The 14032-nt window shown below is 69.1% G+C and carries 11 protein-coding genes; 9 read left to right on the top strand and 2 right to left on the bottom strand.

The features are described from left to right. The first annotated feature begins 16 nt into the window (after positions 1-16). The 6 genes from leuS (at position 17) to rlmH (ending at position 5992) form a co-directional block, all read left to right on the top strand. Entirely contained in the window at positions 17-2650 is a 2634-nt protein-coding gene (gene leuS, locus IAE60_RS17000) for a leucine--tRNA ligase (protein WP_187573138.1), read from the top strand. Between the two features lie 84 nt (positions 2651-2734). Next, entirely contained in the window at positions 2735-3280 is a 546-nt protein-coding gene (locus IAE60_RS16995) for an LPS-assembly lipoprotein LptE (protein ID WP_187573137.1), read from the top strand. Continuing rightward, complete coding sequence (gene holA / locus IAE60_RS16990) at positions 3280-4314, top strand: DNA polymerase III subunit delta (protein ID WP_187573136.1); 1035 nt, start codon at positions 3280-3282, stop codon at positions 4312-4314. Before IAE60_RS16995 ends, holA begins: the two co-directional genes overlap by 1 nt. Positions 4315-4325: 11 nt before the next feature. After that, the gene (gene nadD / locus IAE60_RS16985) at positions 4326-5003 is read left to right on the top strand and encodes a nicotinate-nucleotide adenylyltransferase (protein ID WP_187573135.1); all 678 of its coding nucleotides are present in this window, start codon (positions 4326-4328) and stop codon (positions 5001-5003) included. A gap of 31 nt (positions 5004-5034) precedes the next feature. Then, a complete protein-coding gene (rsfS, locus tag IAE60_RS16980; protein ID WP_187573134.1) occupies positions 5035-5451 on the top strand; it encodes a ribosome silencing factor in 417 nt (138 codons plus the stop codon). Positions 5452-5521: 70 nt separating this feature from the next. Then, positions 5522-5992: a 23S rRNA (pseudouridine(1915)-N(3))-methyltransferase RlmH gene (gene rlmH, locus IAE60_RS16975; RefSeq protein WP_187573133.1), complete on the top strand. Its 471-nt coding sequence runs from the start codon at positions 5522-5524 to the stop codon at positions 5990-5992. Between the two features lie 181 nt (positions 5993-6173). On the opposite strand, the gene IAE60_RS16970 is transcribed toward rlmH, so the two are convergent. Both IAE60_RS16970 and IAE60_RS16965 read right to left on the bottom strand, forming a co-directional pair. Then, positions 6174-6839, bottom strand: coding sequence for an energy transducer TonB (locus tag IAE60_RS16970; protein ID WP_187573132.1), 666 nt, complete (start codon positions 6837-6839; stop codon positions 6174-6176). A 208-nt stretch (positions 6840-7047) separates the two neighbouring features. Then, positions 7048-7791: an SIMPL domain-containing protein gene (locus IAE60_RS16965; protein WP_187573131.1), complete on the bottom strand. Its 744-nt coding sequence runs from the start codon at positions 7789-7791 to the stop codon at positions 7048-7050. A gap of 161 nt (positions 7792-7952) precedes the next feature. Here IAE60_RS16965 and IAE60_RS16960 point away from each other — a divergent pair, with 161 nt between their 5' ends. From IAE60_RS16960 to IAE60_RS16950, 3 genes are all read left to right on the top strand, one after another. Further along, positions 7953-8549: a Maf family protein gene (locus IAE60_RS16960; protein WP_187574790.1), complete on the top strand. Its 597-nt coding sequence runs from the start codon at positions 7953-7955 to the stop codon at positions 8547-8549. An 11-nt stretch (positions 8550-8560) separates the two neighbouring features. Continuing rightward, on the top strand, positions 8561-10048 hold the full coding sequence (gene rng / locus IAE60_RS16955; RefSeq protein WP_187573130.1) for a ribonuclease G: 1488 nt from the start codon (positions 8561-8563) through the stop codon (positions 10046-10048). A gap of 108 nt (positions 10049-10156) precedes the next feature. Next, positions 10157-13987: a YhdP family protein gene (locus IAE60_RS16950; RefSeq protein WP_187573129.1), complete on the top strand. Its 3831-nt coding sequence runs from the start codon at positions 10157-10159 to the stop codon at positions 13985-13987. Positions 13988-14032 lie beyond the last annotated feature (45 nt).

Raw genomic sequence — 14032 nt, 5'->3', positions numbered from 1 at the left:
GTTGCCGCACACCACCATGTCCACTGCCGCCGAACCCGCTTCCTACGATCCGAAAACCGTCGAGTCCCAGGCCCAGGCCTTCTGGGAGGCCCGGCGCGCCTTCGAAGTCGACGAGCGGTCGGACAAGCCGAAGTACTACTGCCTGTCGATGCTGCCGTATCCGTCCGGTGCGCTGCACATGGGCCACGTGCGCAACTACACCATCGGCGACGTGATCAGCCGCTACAAGCGCATGACCGGCCACAACGTGCTGCAGCCGATGGGCTGGGACGCGTTCGGCCTGCCGGCCGAGAACGCGGCGATCAAGAACAGGACCGCGCCGGCCAAGTGGACCTACGCCAACATCGACCACATGCGCAGCCAGCTGAAGTCGCTGGGCTATGCGATCGACTGGTCGCGCGAGTTCGCCACCTGCCGTCCCGAGTACTACGTGCACGAGCAGCGCATGTTCACCCGCCTGCTGCGCAAGGGCCTGGCCTACCGCAAGAACTCGGTGGTGAACTGGGATCCGGTGGACCAGACCGTGCTGGCCAACGAGCAGGTGATCGACGGCCGCGGCTGGCGCAGCGGTGCGCTGGTGGAGAAGCGCGAGATCCCGCAGTGGTTCCTGCGCATCACCGACTACGCGCAGGAACTGCTGGACGGCCTGGACAACCTGCCTGGCTGGCCGGACGCGGTCAAGACCATGCAGCGCAACTGGATCGGCCGTTCCGAAGGCCTTGAAATCCAGTTCAACGTCGAGGGCCACGAACCGCTGACGGTGTTCACGACGCGCCCCGACACGCTGATGGGCGTGACCTTCGTGTCGATCGCCGGCGAACACCCGCTGGCGCTGAAGGCCGCGGCGGCGAATCCGGCGTTGGCCGCGTTCCTCGAGGAACTCAAGCATGGCGGCGTGTCGGAAGCGGAACTGGAAACGCAGGAAAAGCGCGGCATGGATACCGGCCTGCGCGCCGTGCATCCGATCACCGGCGACAAGGTGCCGGTGTGGGTGGCCAACTTCGTGCTGATGGGCTACGGCACCGGCGCGGTGATGGCGGTGCCGGGGCACGACCAGCGCGATTTCGAGTTCGCCACCAAGTACGCGCTGCCGATCCAGCAGGTCATCGCGCTGAAGTCGCCGCGGAACGACGACGAGAAGACCTACGATCCGACCACCTGGCGCGACTGGTACGGCGACAAGACCCGCGACGACCTGGAGCTGGTCAATTCCGGCGAGTTCGACGGACTGGACTACCGCGGCGCCTTCGAGGCGCTGGCCGAGCGCTTCGAGCGCAAGGGCCAGGGCCAGCGTCGGGTGAACTACCGCCTGCGCGACTGGGGCGTCAGCCGCCAGCGCTACTGGGGCTGCCCGATCCCGGTGATCTACTGCGACAGCTGCGGTGCCGTGCCGGTGCCGGATTCGGACCTGCCGGTGGTACTGCCGGAGAACGTCACCCTGGACGGCGTGAAGTCGCCGATCAAGGCCGACCCCGAGTGGCGCAAGACCAAGTGCCCGCAGTGCGGCGCCGCCGCCGAGCGCGAGACCGACACCTTCGACACCTTCATGGAGTCCAGCTGGTACTACGCGCGCTACACCTCGCCCGGCGCCAAGGACATGGTGGACAAGCGCGGCAACTACTGGTTGCCGGTGGACCAGTACATCGGCGGCATCGAGCACGCGATCCTGCACCTGATGTATTTCCGCTTCTATCACAAGCTGCTGCGCGACGCGCGCCTGGTGGACAGCGATGAACCGGCCACCAACCTGCTGACGCAGGGCATGGTGATCGCCGAGACGTTCTACCGCGACAACGCTGACGGCTCGAAGGACTGGATCAATCCGGCCGACGTGGACATACAGCGCGACGACAAGGCGCGCGTTGTCGGCGCCACGCTGAAGGCCGACGGCCAGCCGGTGAGGATCGGTGCGGTCGAGAAGATGTCCAAGTCGAAGAACAACGGCGTGGACCCGCAGTCGATGGTCGACAAGTTCGGTGCCGATACCGTGCGCCTGTTCTCGATGTTCGCCGCGCCGCCCGAGCAGTCGCTGGAATGGAACGAGGCCGGCGTGGAGGGCATGGCGCGCTTCCTGCGCCGCTTGTGGACGCAGGTGCAGAAGCACGCCGCCGATGGCCCCGCGCCGGCGCTGGACGTGGCGTCCCTGACGGCCGAGCAGAAGGCGGTGCGCCGCAAGACCCACGAGACCATCGACAAGGTCGGCCACGATTACGGCAAGCGCCACAGCTTCAATACCGCCATCGCCGCGGTGATGGAGCTGTCGAACGCGCTGGGCAAGTTCGACGATGCCAGCCCTCAGGGGCGCGCGGTGCGTCAGGAAGCGCTGGAGTCGGCGGTGCTGCTGCTGAACCCCATCACCCCGCATGCCAGCCATGCGCTGTGGCAGGCGCTGGGCCACGCCGAGACGCTGATCGAGGACGTGGCGTTCCCGCAGGTCGATGCGGCCGCGCTGGTGCGCGATTCGGTGACGCTGGCGGTGCAGGTCAACGGCAAGCTGCGGGGCACGATCGAGGTGGCCGCCGATGCGCCGCGTGACCAGGTCGAGGCGCTGGCGAAAGCCGAGCCCAACACCGCCAAGTTCCTGGAGGGACTGGCGATCAGGAAGGTGATCGTGGTGCCCGGCAAGATCGTCAACATCGTCGCCGGATGAGGGGCCGGGGCGCCTTGCCCCGGCGTTCACCTGCGGTCCGGCTAGGCTATTGCCGCCCATGACGGGCTCGTCCAGACTTCGCCCATGATCCGATTCCGCCTGCCCGTCCTCGTCCTCGCCCTGGTCTTCCTGGCCGGCTGCGGCTTCCACCTGCGCAACAGGATCGCATTGCCGTCCGATCTGGGTCCGGTCCGGGTAGTCGGCGCTTCCACGTCGTACAGCGCGCTGGTCACCAGCCTGTCGCGTGGTCTGCAGGCTGCCGGCGCCACGCTTGCCGCGCCGCCGGGGGAAGACGCCGCCACCGCAGAGGACGCGCAGGTCGCCACGCTGCGCATCATGTCCGAGCGCTGGGGCGATCTACCCATTGCGGTGGACCAGTTCGGCCGCGCCCAGGAATTCAGTCTGCGCTACGCCGTGGTGTTCGCGTTCACCAAGGCCGACGGTACCGACCTGGTGCCGCAGCAGGTGGTCGAACTGTCGCGCGACTACGTGTCGCCGCCGCAGGATGCGACGGGTACGACGACCGAGCGCGAGGTGCTGGCGGAAGAGCTGCGTCGCGAAATGGCGGCGTCCATCCTCCGTCGCGTCGATGGCGTCGTGCGTTCCAGCCCGGTGAACGCGGCGCCCTGATGGAGCTGAAGCCGGAACAGCTGGCGGCACGCGGTACCACCGAGCCGCTGCATCCGGTCTACCTGATCGCCGGTCCCGAAACGCTGCGCGTGCTGGAGGCGGCCGATGCCGTGCGTGCACAGGCGCGGGCGCAGGGCATCGGTGAGCGCGAAGTCTTCGATGCGGACGGGCGCGATTTCGACTGGGGCCAGCTGGAGGCCAGCTTCAACGCGCCCAGCCTGTTCAGTGCCCGCCGCCTGGTGGAAGTGCGCCTGCCCGGTGGCAAGCCGGGCAAGGAAGGCGCCGAGGTCATCAGCGCCTTCTGCGCGAACCCGCCGCCCGACGTGGTGCTGCTGATCACCGCAGGCGAATGGGGCAAGGCCTGCCAGGGCAAGTGGAGCGATGCCATCGCACGCGTCGGCGTGGTCGCGGTAGCGTGGGCCATCAAGCCGCACGAACTGCCGGGCTGGATCGAAAGCCGCCTGCGCAGCAAGGGCCTGCGGGCCGACCGCGACGCCGTGCAGCTGCTGGCGGATCGCGTGGAAGGCAACCTGCTCGCCGCGGCGCAGGAGATCGACAAGCTGGCGCTGCTCAGCAACGGCGAAGTGCTCGATGCCGAGCGCATGGAGTCGCTGGTCGCCAATGCGGCGCGCTACGACGTGTTCCGCCTGACCGATGCCGTGCTGGCGGGGCAGGGCGCACAGGTATCGCGCATCCTCGCCGGCCTGCGGGCCGAGGGGGACATGGTCGCGGGCCTGATGCCGATGGTGGTGAAGGAACTGCTGCGCACGGCCGCGCTGGCGCGCGTGCAGGCCGGTGGCGGCAATCTGGCCGCGGAGATGAAGTCGCAGGGCATCTGGGAGGCCAAGCAGGCGCCGTTCAAGCGCGCACTGCAACGGCACGCCTCGCCGGCGCGTTGGGACCGCTTCGTCGCCGAGGCGTCGAAGATCGACCGCACCGCCAAGGGACGCGGCGAGGGCGATGCCTGGGTGGCGCTGGAGCGGCTGCTGCTGGCCATCGCCGACGCCAAGGCTGTGCGTCTGCTGGTGGCCTGACGGCACGCGCGATGCTGCGGCTCTTCTACGGCGGCACGTTCGACCCCATCCACAACGGACACCTGGCCATTGCGCGCGCGGCGCGCGACGCGCTGCGCGTGACCGTGTGCCTGATGCCGGCCGCAGACCCGCCGCACCGCGCGCCACCGGGCGCGAGCGCGGCGCAGCGCGCGCACCTGCTCGATCTCGCGGTACAGGGAGAGGAGGGCCTGTGCGTGGACCGGCGCGAACTGCGCCGGGCCGCACGGCTGCCGGGGTCGCGTTCCTATACGGTGGACACGCTGCGCGAACTGCGTATGGAACTGGGTGACGCGGCCTCCCTGGCCCTGCTGATCGGGGCTGACAGCCTGCTGGGCCTGCCGGGATGGCACGAATGGCGGGCGCTGTTCGGCCTGGCCCATTTCGTGGTGGCGAACCGGCCCGGCAACCCGCTGGATGCTGGCCTGCCGCCCGATCTGGCCGATGCGCTGGCATCGCGCTGGACCTCCAGCGCCGATGCGCTGGGCAGGGCCCCCGCCGGCCTGGTGTACCGGCTGGATCACCCGTTGCAGCCCGAATCGGCCACCGACATCCGGCGCCGCATCTCTACCGGAGAGCCCTGGCGCCACCTGGTGCCGGCGCGCGTGGCCACGGCGATCGCCGACGAAAGGCTCTACCTTGACCGGGCCGCGACGCACGGTCCGCTATAATCGGTTCCGTATCTCCAGAGCCACCAAGCCTTTGTCCAGCCAAGCCCACGTCATCAAGACCCGCCTCCCCAGCCCGCCGCCGGCCCTGCCGGACCTGCTCGCCAACGTCCATGCGGCCTTGCAGGAACTGAAAGCCAAGGACGTCGTCGAAATCGACGTGCGCGGCAAGTCCAGCGTCGCCGACTACCTGGTCATCGCTTCGGGTACCTCGACGCGCCACGTGAAGTCGATCGCCGATGAAGTGGTGAAGTTCGCCAAGAAGCTGGACGTCATGCCGCTGGGCGTGGAGGGCGAGCGCGAGGCCGAATGGGTGCTGGTGGACCTGGGCGACGTCATCGTCCATGTCATGCTGCCGCGCGTGCGCGAGTTCTACGCGCTCGAGCGCCTGTGGACGGTGGGCGACCAGCCGCCGGAAGACGTGGAAACGGCGGACGAATCGCGTCTCTGACGCCATGTCGTTTCCGTGCGAAGGCGCCCTCGGGCGCCTTCGTCGTGTGTGGGGCGGCTATCATGGCCTCATGAAATGCCGTCTCATCGCCACCGGCGAGCGTGCGCCATCGTGGGTCGCCCAGGGATTCGCCGAGTACCAGAAGCGGTTGTCGCACTGGCTGCCGTTCGAACTGGTCGAGATCGAGCCGGGCCTGCGCGGCAAGGGCCGCGATCCGCAGCGCGCGATCGACGACGAAGGCAAGCGCGTGCTCGCCGCGCTGCCGAAGAACGCCCACGTCGTGGCGCTGGAGGTCACCGGCAAGCCGCATTCGTCGGAACAGCTCGCACAGCGGTTGGAGCACTGGCGTACGCTCGGGCGCGACATCGCCCTGCTGATCGGCGGGCCGGAAGGCCATGCGCCGGACGTGCTCGCCGCGGCGCACGAGAAATGGTCGCTCAGTCCGCTGACGCTGCCGCACATGCTGGTGCGGCTGGTGGTGGCCGAGCAGGTGTACCGCGCCGCGGCGATGCTGGCGAACCACCCGTATCACCGCGCCTGAGCGCTGGGCGCCTCCTGTAGGAGCGACGTGAGTCGCGACCGCTGCCCGTCAGGTATCGACTGCCACTGGGTCAGCGCGCTTTCGGTGATGGAGTCGACTCCCGTGTACGCGCGACGCGCGTCGCGCGTACGGGAAGTAGAAGCCCGCCCTCCGGCGGGCTTCTTCGTTCAAGCGGCCAACATCACTGCAGGCTGAAGGCAATCGGTACCAGGCCGTAAGCCTGCACCGCCTGTCCGTCCTGCATGGCGGGCTTGAAACGCCAGGTCTTCAGTACGTGCTGGAGCGCGGCCTTGTCCAGGTTGCGGTTGCCGCTGCTGCTCTCGACGGTCACGCTGACGGGCGTGCCATCCACGTCCACCAGTACGCGCAGCAGCACCGTGCCCTGCACGCCGTTGCGCAGCTCGTTGATCGGATAGCGCGGTGAAGTCGCACGGACATACTCCAGCGTCGCCGAAGGCAGCGGGCCACCCAGGGCCGGGCCCGTGATAGCGCCGGTGTCGACCATGGACTGCTCGATGACGGGCTCGCTGCCCCCTTCGACGATCACGGGGGTATCCACGACGGGGGTCACCACGTCGATCCGCTTCTGGATCACGTCCACCTTCTTTTCGGGGACGATCTTGCGCTCCTCGATCACAGGTACGGGATCGGGGAGAACCTTCTTCTCGTAGATCTGGAAGATGGGATCCTTGGGGGCGTCGAGGGCCACCGGCTTGATCGGCGGGGCCGCCATCGGCATCAGCAGCATCAGCAGCGCGATCGTATGGACCGCGATGGCGGCGGCGAGGGCGGCGATGCGGCCGCTGTCGATGCGGGTGTCAGTACCGTGGGGTAGTGCGCGAACCATGATCCACCTCCTGAGGGCTGTGAACGGAACAACGCTCGGCCGCGAGGAGTGGGGTTGCAACGTCCTGGCGCCGCAAGCCCAGACTGTACTCCGGCGGATGGCGTCCGCAAGAGGGGAGGGCTTCGACCTTGGGCGTAGTCCGGGATGGCCGGCCGCCAACGAAAACGGCGCCCCGGAGGGCGCCGTCTGGGTTGTCGCGTGACGGGGCTTACTTGCCCAGTTCGAACACCACGTCCAGGTTGACAGAGACGGTGGTTTCGCCCGGCGAGACCGGCGGCGCGCCGCTGGCGTCGCGGGCTTCCATCTTGGCCATGGCCATCATCGGGACCGGACGGAAGCCGCCATTGCCCTCGGAGATGCTGACGATCCGGCGCACCTGCAGGCCCAGCGACTTCGCATAGGTCTCGGCACGACCCTGGGCCTTCTTCAGCGCGGCCAGGCGGGCCTCGTCGTAGACCGGTTCCGGGTTGTCGATCTCGAAGCTCGGGCCGTTGATCTGGTTGGCGCCCACGCCGGCCAGCGCGTCCAGCACCTTGCCCAGCTTGGCGATGTCGCGGACCTTCACGCTGACCGTGTTGTTGGCCTGGTAGCCGGTGATCTTGGGGGCTTCGTTCTCGGCGTAGCGGTACTGCGGATTGAGGCTGATCCCGCTGGTCTGCACGTCCTTGTCGGCGATGCCGGCAGCCTTGATGGCCGCGATCACCTTCGCCATCTGCTCGCTGTTCTGGCGCATGGCGGTGTTGCCGTCCACGGCCTGGGTGACCACGCCGGCGGAGATCGTGGCGATGTCGGGCACGCGTGAGGCCTCGGCCTGCGCCGACACGTTGAGCAGGGTCCCGTCGGAGGGGATGGCGTAGGCAGGGGACGTCTGGGCGTGGCTGGTCATGGCGGCGGTGGTTCCCAGGGACAGGGTCAGGGCGAGCAGCAGGGGGCGGATCAGGGGCAGGCGCATGGGATCTCCTTTTCGTGGTTCGGATGGCGGGACACCCGGTCGTCGTCGACGCGCAAGGGTGTTCACGATGACATGAACGGGCCGTGATCTGCGACAGGGTTACCGGGATGCGGCCGGCATCAGCGGTCATTCAGTCAGGCGCCGCGGGTTATTCTTCCGTGATGCTCTATCTGGCCTCCCAATCCCCCCGCCGTGCCGAACTGCTGACCCGCCTGGGGCTGTCGTTCGGCCGGATCGACCTGGACATCCCCGAACAACGCCAGCCCGGCGAACCGGCCATCGACTACGTGCGCCGCGTCGCCCGGGAAAAGGCCGGCGCCGGGCTGTTGAAGGTCATGGCCACGCCCGGCGCAGTGGTGCTGGGCGCCGACACCGAGGTCATCCTGGAGGACGAGGTGTTCGGCAAGCCGGCCGACGAAGCGGAGGCCGCCGCTATGCTGCGCCGCCTGTCCGGCCGCACCCACCAGGCGGTGTCCGCCGTCTCGGTGGTGAGCGCCGGGCGCGAGGCGCAGGCGCTGGTGGTCACCGACGTCACCTTCGCCGACCTGGACGCGGCCGACATCGCGGCCTACGTCGCCAGCGGAGAGGCGATGGGCAAGGCCGGAGCGTATGGCATCCAGGGGCGCGCCGAGCAGTTCGTCACCCGCCTGGCCGGCAGCTACTCGGCCGTGATGGGCCTGCCCCTGCACGAGACGGCGAAGCTGCTGCGCGGCTTCGGCATCCATCCAACGGCAACCGCCGCCACCGCGTCAGCCTGAGGAAGGACCCCATGTCGGAAGAGATCCTGGTCAACGTCACCCCGCGCGAGACCCGCGTGGCGGTGATCGAGAACGGCATGCTGCAGGAACTGCACATCGAACGCGGCTGGCGTCGCGGCGTGGTGGGCAACATCTACAAGGGCAAGGTGCAGCGGGTGATGCCGGGCATGCAGGCGGCGTTCGTCGAAGTCGGGCTGGAGCGTGCCGCCTTCCTGCACGCCAACGACATCGTGCGTTCTTCGCCGGACGCCGTGGTCGATGGCGAAGAGGCCGCCCTGCCCACGCCGCCGCCCGCGCCGATCATGGACCTGCTGCGCGACGGGCAGGACATCGTCGTGCAGGTGGTCAAAGACCCGATCGGCAGCAAGGGCGCGCGGCTGACCACGCAGATCAGCATCCCCTCGCGCTACCTGGTGCTGCTGCCGCAGTCCAAGGTGATCGGCGTGTCCGCACGGATCGAGGACGAAGCCGAGCGTCATCGCCTGAAGCAGGCCGTCACCGAACTGGCCGGCCTGCATGGCGGACATGGGTACATCATCCGCACCAATGCCGAGGGCCAGCCTGTCGAGGCGCTGGCCGAGGACATCGCCTACCTGTCGCGCGTCTGGAACGTGGTCGAACGCCGCGGCCGCGAATCGCCCTCGTGCAGCGTCCTGTACGAAGACCTCAGCCTGCCGCTGCGCGCGGTGCGCGACCTCATCCGCAAGGACGTGGAAAAGGTGAAGGTCGATTCCAAGGAAACCCACGAGCGGCTGCAGGCCTTCGTCGCCAAGTACATGCCGGTGCTGGCCGAACGCATCGAACTGTATTCGGGCGAGCGCCCCATCTTCGACCTGTACGGGGTGGAGGACGAGATCGGCCGCGCGCTGGACAAGCAGGTGCCGTTGAAGTCGGGCGGTTACCTGGTGATCGACCAGACCGAGGCGATGACCACCGTCGACGTGAACACGGGTTCGTTCCTCGGCCAGCGCAACCTCGAGGAAACCGTCTTCCGCACCAACCTGGAAGCGGCGCAGGCGGTCGCGCGCCAGCTGCGGCTGCGCAACCTGGGCGGCATCATCATCATCGACTTCATCGACATGGACGATCCCGAGCATCGTCGCCAGGTGCTGCGCACGCTGGAGAAGTCGCTGGCGAAGGACCATGCCAAGACCACGGTGTACGAGTTCTCGCCGCTCGGTCTGGTCGAGATGACCCGCAAGCGCACGGTGGAAAGCCTGGCGCGTCAGTTGTCCGAGCCGTGCCCGGAATGCAGCGGCCGCGGCAGCATCAAGACCACCGAAACCGTGACCTACGAGATCTTCCGCGAGATCACCCGTGCCGTACGCCAGTTCGAGGCCGCGCGCCTGCTGGTGATCGCCTCGCCGAAGGTCGTCGCCCGCATCACCGACGAGGAATCGACGGCAGTGGCGGAGCTGGAAGAGTTCCTGGGCAAGTCGATCCGCTTCCAGGCCGACGACCAGTACCTGCAGGAGCAGTTCGATGTCGTGCTGCTGTAAGGCCGGGATGGGAGCTTTGGCATTCGGGATTCGGGAAGGCAGATCCCGGGGCCTGCTTTCCCGAATCCCGAATGCCGACTCCCGAATCCTGGCGAGCGCAGCGAGCTGATGCCCACACCGCTGCGCCGCCGCCTGCGCCTGGCCCGTCGGGGTGCCGTCTACGGCGCCGCGGTCGTGCTGGTGTGCATGGCCGTGGTGCTCGGGATCGCCAGCCAGGTGTTGCCGCTGGCCGAACGCCATCCGGACCGCATCGCGGCCTGGCTCAGCGAGCGCGCAGGCCGCCCGGTGGCCTTCGATGCCGTGAAGACCCAATGGACGCGCCGTGGGCCGCTGTTGCAGCTGGATGGCCTGCGGCTGGGAGCAGGCGACAGCGGTGTGCGCATCGGCCAGGCCGAGGTGCTGGTGTCGATGTATGGCGGTCTGTTGCCGGGGCGTTCCTTCACCGAGCTGCGCCTGCGCGGTCTGGCGCTGACGCTGCAGCGTGGTGACGATGGCGCGTGGTCCGTGCGGGGCCTGCCGGGCCAGCAGCAAGCGGACGGCGACCCGCTGTCCAGTCTGGAGGGCCTGGGCGAGTTGCAGGTGATCGACGGGCGTCTGGCCATCATTGCGCCGTCGCTGGGGTGGGATATCCAGGTGCCCGACATCGACCTGCGACTGCGCGTGCAGGGCGACCGTGTGCGCGCGGGCACGCGCGCCTGGATCCGCAAGGACGCGGCGCCGCTCAATGTCGCCGTCGATTTCGACCGCAAGGCCGGCAACGGCCGCGCCTACCTGGATGTCGTCGCCGAGGACATCGGCGCATGGGCGCCGCTGCTGCGCTACGCCGGTGTGGTGGCCGAACGCGGCAATGGCCGCGTGCGCGCATGGACGGAGCTGCGCCGGCATCGCGTGGTACTGGTGACGGCGGACGCTCACCTGCGCCAGGTCGGCCTGCGCGGCGCGCCGCTGCCTGCATCCGCCGCGCCGACCCGCGTGGCGTTCGACCAACTGGAGGGCCGCATGCGCTGGCGCCTGGTGAATGGCGGCTGGCGCCTCGATGCGCCGCGCCTGCGCGTCGGGAGCGCACCGGCGGTACAGACGCTCGACGGCCTGGCGCTGGCCGGCGGTGCGCGCTATGCGGTGCTGGCGGATGAAGTGGACGCGGCACCGCTGTTCGCGGTGCTGGGATTGAGCGACAAGGTCGAACCCGGACTGCGCCGCTGGCTGGTGCAGGCCAGGCCGGGCGCGCGGCTGGCGCGGCTCGCGCTGGCGGGGCGCCGTGACGGCGCGATGCAGGGCGAGGGCACGCTGCGAGACATCTCGTTTGCGCCGGTCGGCGATGCGCCCGGCCTGAGCGGGCTGGCGGGTGATTTCGACGGCGATGCGGCCGGCTTCCGCCTGAAGCTCGATCCGGTTTCGCGCATGCGGTTCGACTGGCCCAGCGGGTTCGCCGTGGTCCACGACGTCAGGCTGCAGGGCGAGATCCTGGGCTGGCGCGAGGGCCAGGGCTGGCGCGTGGGTACGCCGGCGCTGCACGTGCAGGGCAAGGACTACGGCGCAGACGTGCGCGGCGGCATGTGGTTCCAGGGGGATGGCACGCGGCCGTGGATCGATCTGGCCGCCGATCTCGACGACGCGCCGGTGCCGGCGGCAAAGGGCTTCTGGATCCACCACAAGATGTCCAAGGCCGCCGTCGACTGGTTGAACGGCGCGCTGGTCGGCGGCACGGTGCGCGACGGACGCGCCATCGTCACCGGCGATCTCGACGACTGGCCGTTCACGCGCCAGAACGGCCGCTTCGAAGCCGTGGCGCGCATCGAGGGCGGCCAGTTCAAGTTCCAGCACGACTGGCCGCAGGTGGAGCAGGTGCACGGCGATATCGCCTTCATCGGCAACGGCTTCCTGCTGAAGGCGCGCGGCATGCTGGCGGACGTCGCGGTGCCGGCGTTCGAAGCCGGCATCGCCGATTTCGGCCAGGGCGACCTGAAGATCACCGCGCGCGCCGATACCGATGCGGGCAAGCTGCTGGCGATGTTGCGGCAGAGCCCGCTGCACAAGACCTATGCCGATACGCTGGACCACCTGCAGGCGAAGGGACCGGTGGCGGCGACCTTCGACCTGCTGCAGCCGCTGCACGCCGACGAACAGGCGCGCCGCAAGCTCGCCGGCACGGTGGACCTGAAGGGTGCGCAGCTGGCGGAGAAACGCTGGGACCTGGTGTTCGAGAACGTGCGGGGCAAGGCGAAGTACGACGATGGCGGCTTCGCGTCCGGATCGCTGCAGGTCGTGCACGAGGGTCAGGCGGGCGTGCTGGGGTTGCGTGCCGGCAGTGGTACGCGCGACCGCAGCCAGGCGTTCGAGGCGGACCTGTCCACCGTGGTGGATGCCGATCGCCTGCTGGATCGCGCGCCCGAGATGGCTTGGCTGAAGCCTTACATGGATGGACGTTCGTCGTGGACCGTGGGCGTGAACATTCCGCGCACGTCGACGGGCAAGCCTGAACCGCCGACGCAGCTCAACCTCACCTCCGATCTGGTGGGCACCGCGATGAGCCTGCCGGCGCCGCTGCGCAAGGCGCCTGGCTCGCCACTGAAAACCACCGTTCGTGCGCCGCTGCCGATGGGCAGCGGACAGATCGACGTGGCGTTCGGGGACCTGCTCGCCTTGCGCGCACGCGCCAGCAACGGCCAGACCGGCGTGCGCGTCGTGCTGGGCAGCCATGAAGTCAAGGACGCCGCTCCGGCGTCCGGCCTGATCGCGACCGGCCGTGCCGGCACGCTGGACGCGATGGAGTGGGTGGCGCTGGCCAAGGGCGGTGGCGAAGGGGGATCGCTGCCGTTGCGCCACATCGACGTCACCGCCGAGCGTCTGCTGATGATCGGCTCGGTGTTCCACGATACGCGCCTGCAGCTGGCACCCGCGCAGCAGGCGCTGGCGGTGTCGCTGGATGGCGAGGCGCTGTCCGGCGCGCTGCTGGTTCCCGACGCGAAGGGCGCGGCGATCGCCGGCAAGCTGGCGCGCGTGCACTGGCGCAAGGCGTCCGCGACCGACAGCGGCGCTGCCGTCGCGTCCGCACGCGGCGCTACCGACGATCTCAACCCGGCGGACATCCCGCCGCTGTCGCTGGACATCGAAGACCTGCGTTTCGGCGACGCGCGACTGGGCGCGGCCAAGCTGCGCACGCGCCAGCAGGCCGACGGCATGCATGTCGACCAGCTGCAGTTGCGTTCGCCGGGCCAGCATATCGACGTGAGCGGGCAGTGGACCGGCCTGGGGCCAGCGGCCCGCACCCGCTTCGCCGCCGAGGTGAAGAGCGAGAACTTCGGTGCGCTGATGGATGACCTGGGTGTAGGCGACCGCGTCGGCGGCGGCCACGGCCAGATCACTGCCCAGGCCGCCTGGCCGGGCAGCCCCGCCGCTTTCCGCCTCGCGTCGCTGGAAGGCAGCGTCAAGCTGGCCGCGCGCGATGGCCACCTGCTGGAAGTCGAGCCCGGCGCAGGCCGCGTGCTGGGCCTGCTGAGCGTGGCGGAAGTGCGGCGTCGGTTGATGCTCGACTTCAGTGATTTCTTCTCGAAGGGATTCGCGTTCAACCGCATCGATGGCGACCTCCGCATCACGGGCGGGCTGGCGCGCAGCGAGAACCTGGTGATCGACGGACCCGCGGCCGAGATCCTGATCCGCGGTGACACTGACCTGCGCAGCGAGCAGTTCGACCAGATGGTCGACGTGAAGCCGAAATCCGCCAACGTGCTGACCGCCGTCGGCGCGGTGGCCGGTGGTCCCATCGGCGCGGCGGTGGGCGCCGTGGCCAATGCGGTGCTGAAGAAGCCGCTGGCCGAAATGGGTGCCAAGACCTACCGGGTTACCGGCCCGTGGAAATCGCCCAAGGTCGAGGTGGTGGGGCGCGAACAGTCGCGCGTCCGCCAGAACGACCGCGCCGACAGCGCCGGCGCCCCCTGACATCCCGCGCGTCGGCGACCGCGCTTGTCGCGGCCGCCTTCCGCC

Origin of the sequence: Pseudoxanthomonas mexicana, from assembly GCF_014397415.1 — a bacterium.
GTDB classification, from domain to species: Bacteria; Pseudomonadota; Gammaproteobacteria; order Xanthomonadales; family Xanthomonadaceae; genus Pseudoxanthomonas_A; species Pseudoxanthomonas_A mexicana.
Note: the sequence above shows the minus strand (reverse complement) of the source record. Positions and strands in the feature narration are given on the sequence as shown.

Coding starts and splice junctions, on each gene's coding strand:
- leuS (WP_187573138.1), top strand. CDS start 17: ATGTCCACTGCCGCCGAACCCGCTTCCTACGATCCGAAAACCGTCGAG.
- IAE60_RS16995 (WP_187573137.1), top strand. CDS start 2,735: ATGATCCGATTCCGCCTGCCCGTCCTCGTCCTCGCCCTGGTCTTCCTG.
- holA (WP_187573136.1), top strand. CDS start 3,280: ATGGAGCTGAAGCCGGAACAGCTGGCGGCACGCGGTACCACCGAGCCG.
- nadD (WP_187573135.1), top strand. CDS start 4,326: ATGCTGCGGCTCTTCTACGGCGGCACGTTCGACCCCATCCACAACGGA.
- rlmH (WP_187573133.1), top strand. CDS start 5,522: ATGAAATGCCGTCTCATCGCCACCGGCGAGCGTGCGCCATCGTGGGTC.
- IAE60_RS16970 (WP_187573132.1), bottom strand. CDS start 6,839: ATGGTTCGCGCACTACCCCACGGTACTGACACCCGCATCGACAGCGGC.
- IAE60_RS16965 (WP_187573131.1), bottom strand. CDS start 7,791: ATGCGCCTGCCCCTGATCCGCCCCCTGCTGCTCGCCCTGACCCTGTCC.
- IAE60_RS16960 (WP_187574790.1), top strand. CDS start 7,953: ATGCTCTATCTGGCCTCCCAATCCCCCCGCCGTGCCGAACTGCTGACC.
- rng (WP_187573130.1), top strand. CDS start 8,561: ATGTCGGAAGAGATCCTGGTCAACGTCACCCCGCGCGAGACCCGCGTG.
- IAE60_RS16950 (WP_187573129.1), top strand. CDS start 10,157: ATGCCCACACCGCTGCGCCGCCGCCTGCGCCTGGCCCGTCGGGGTGCC.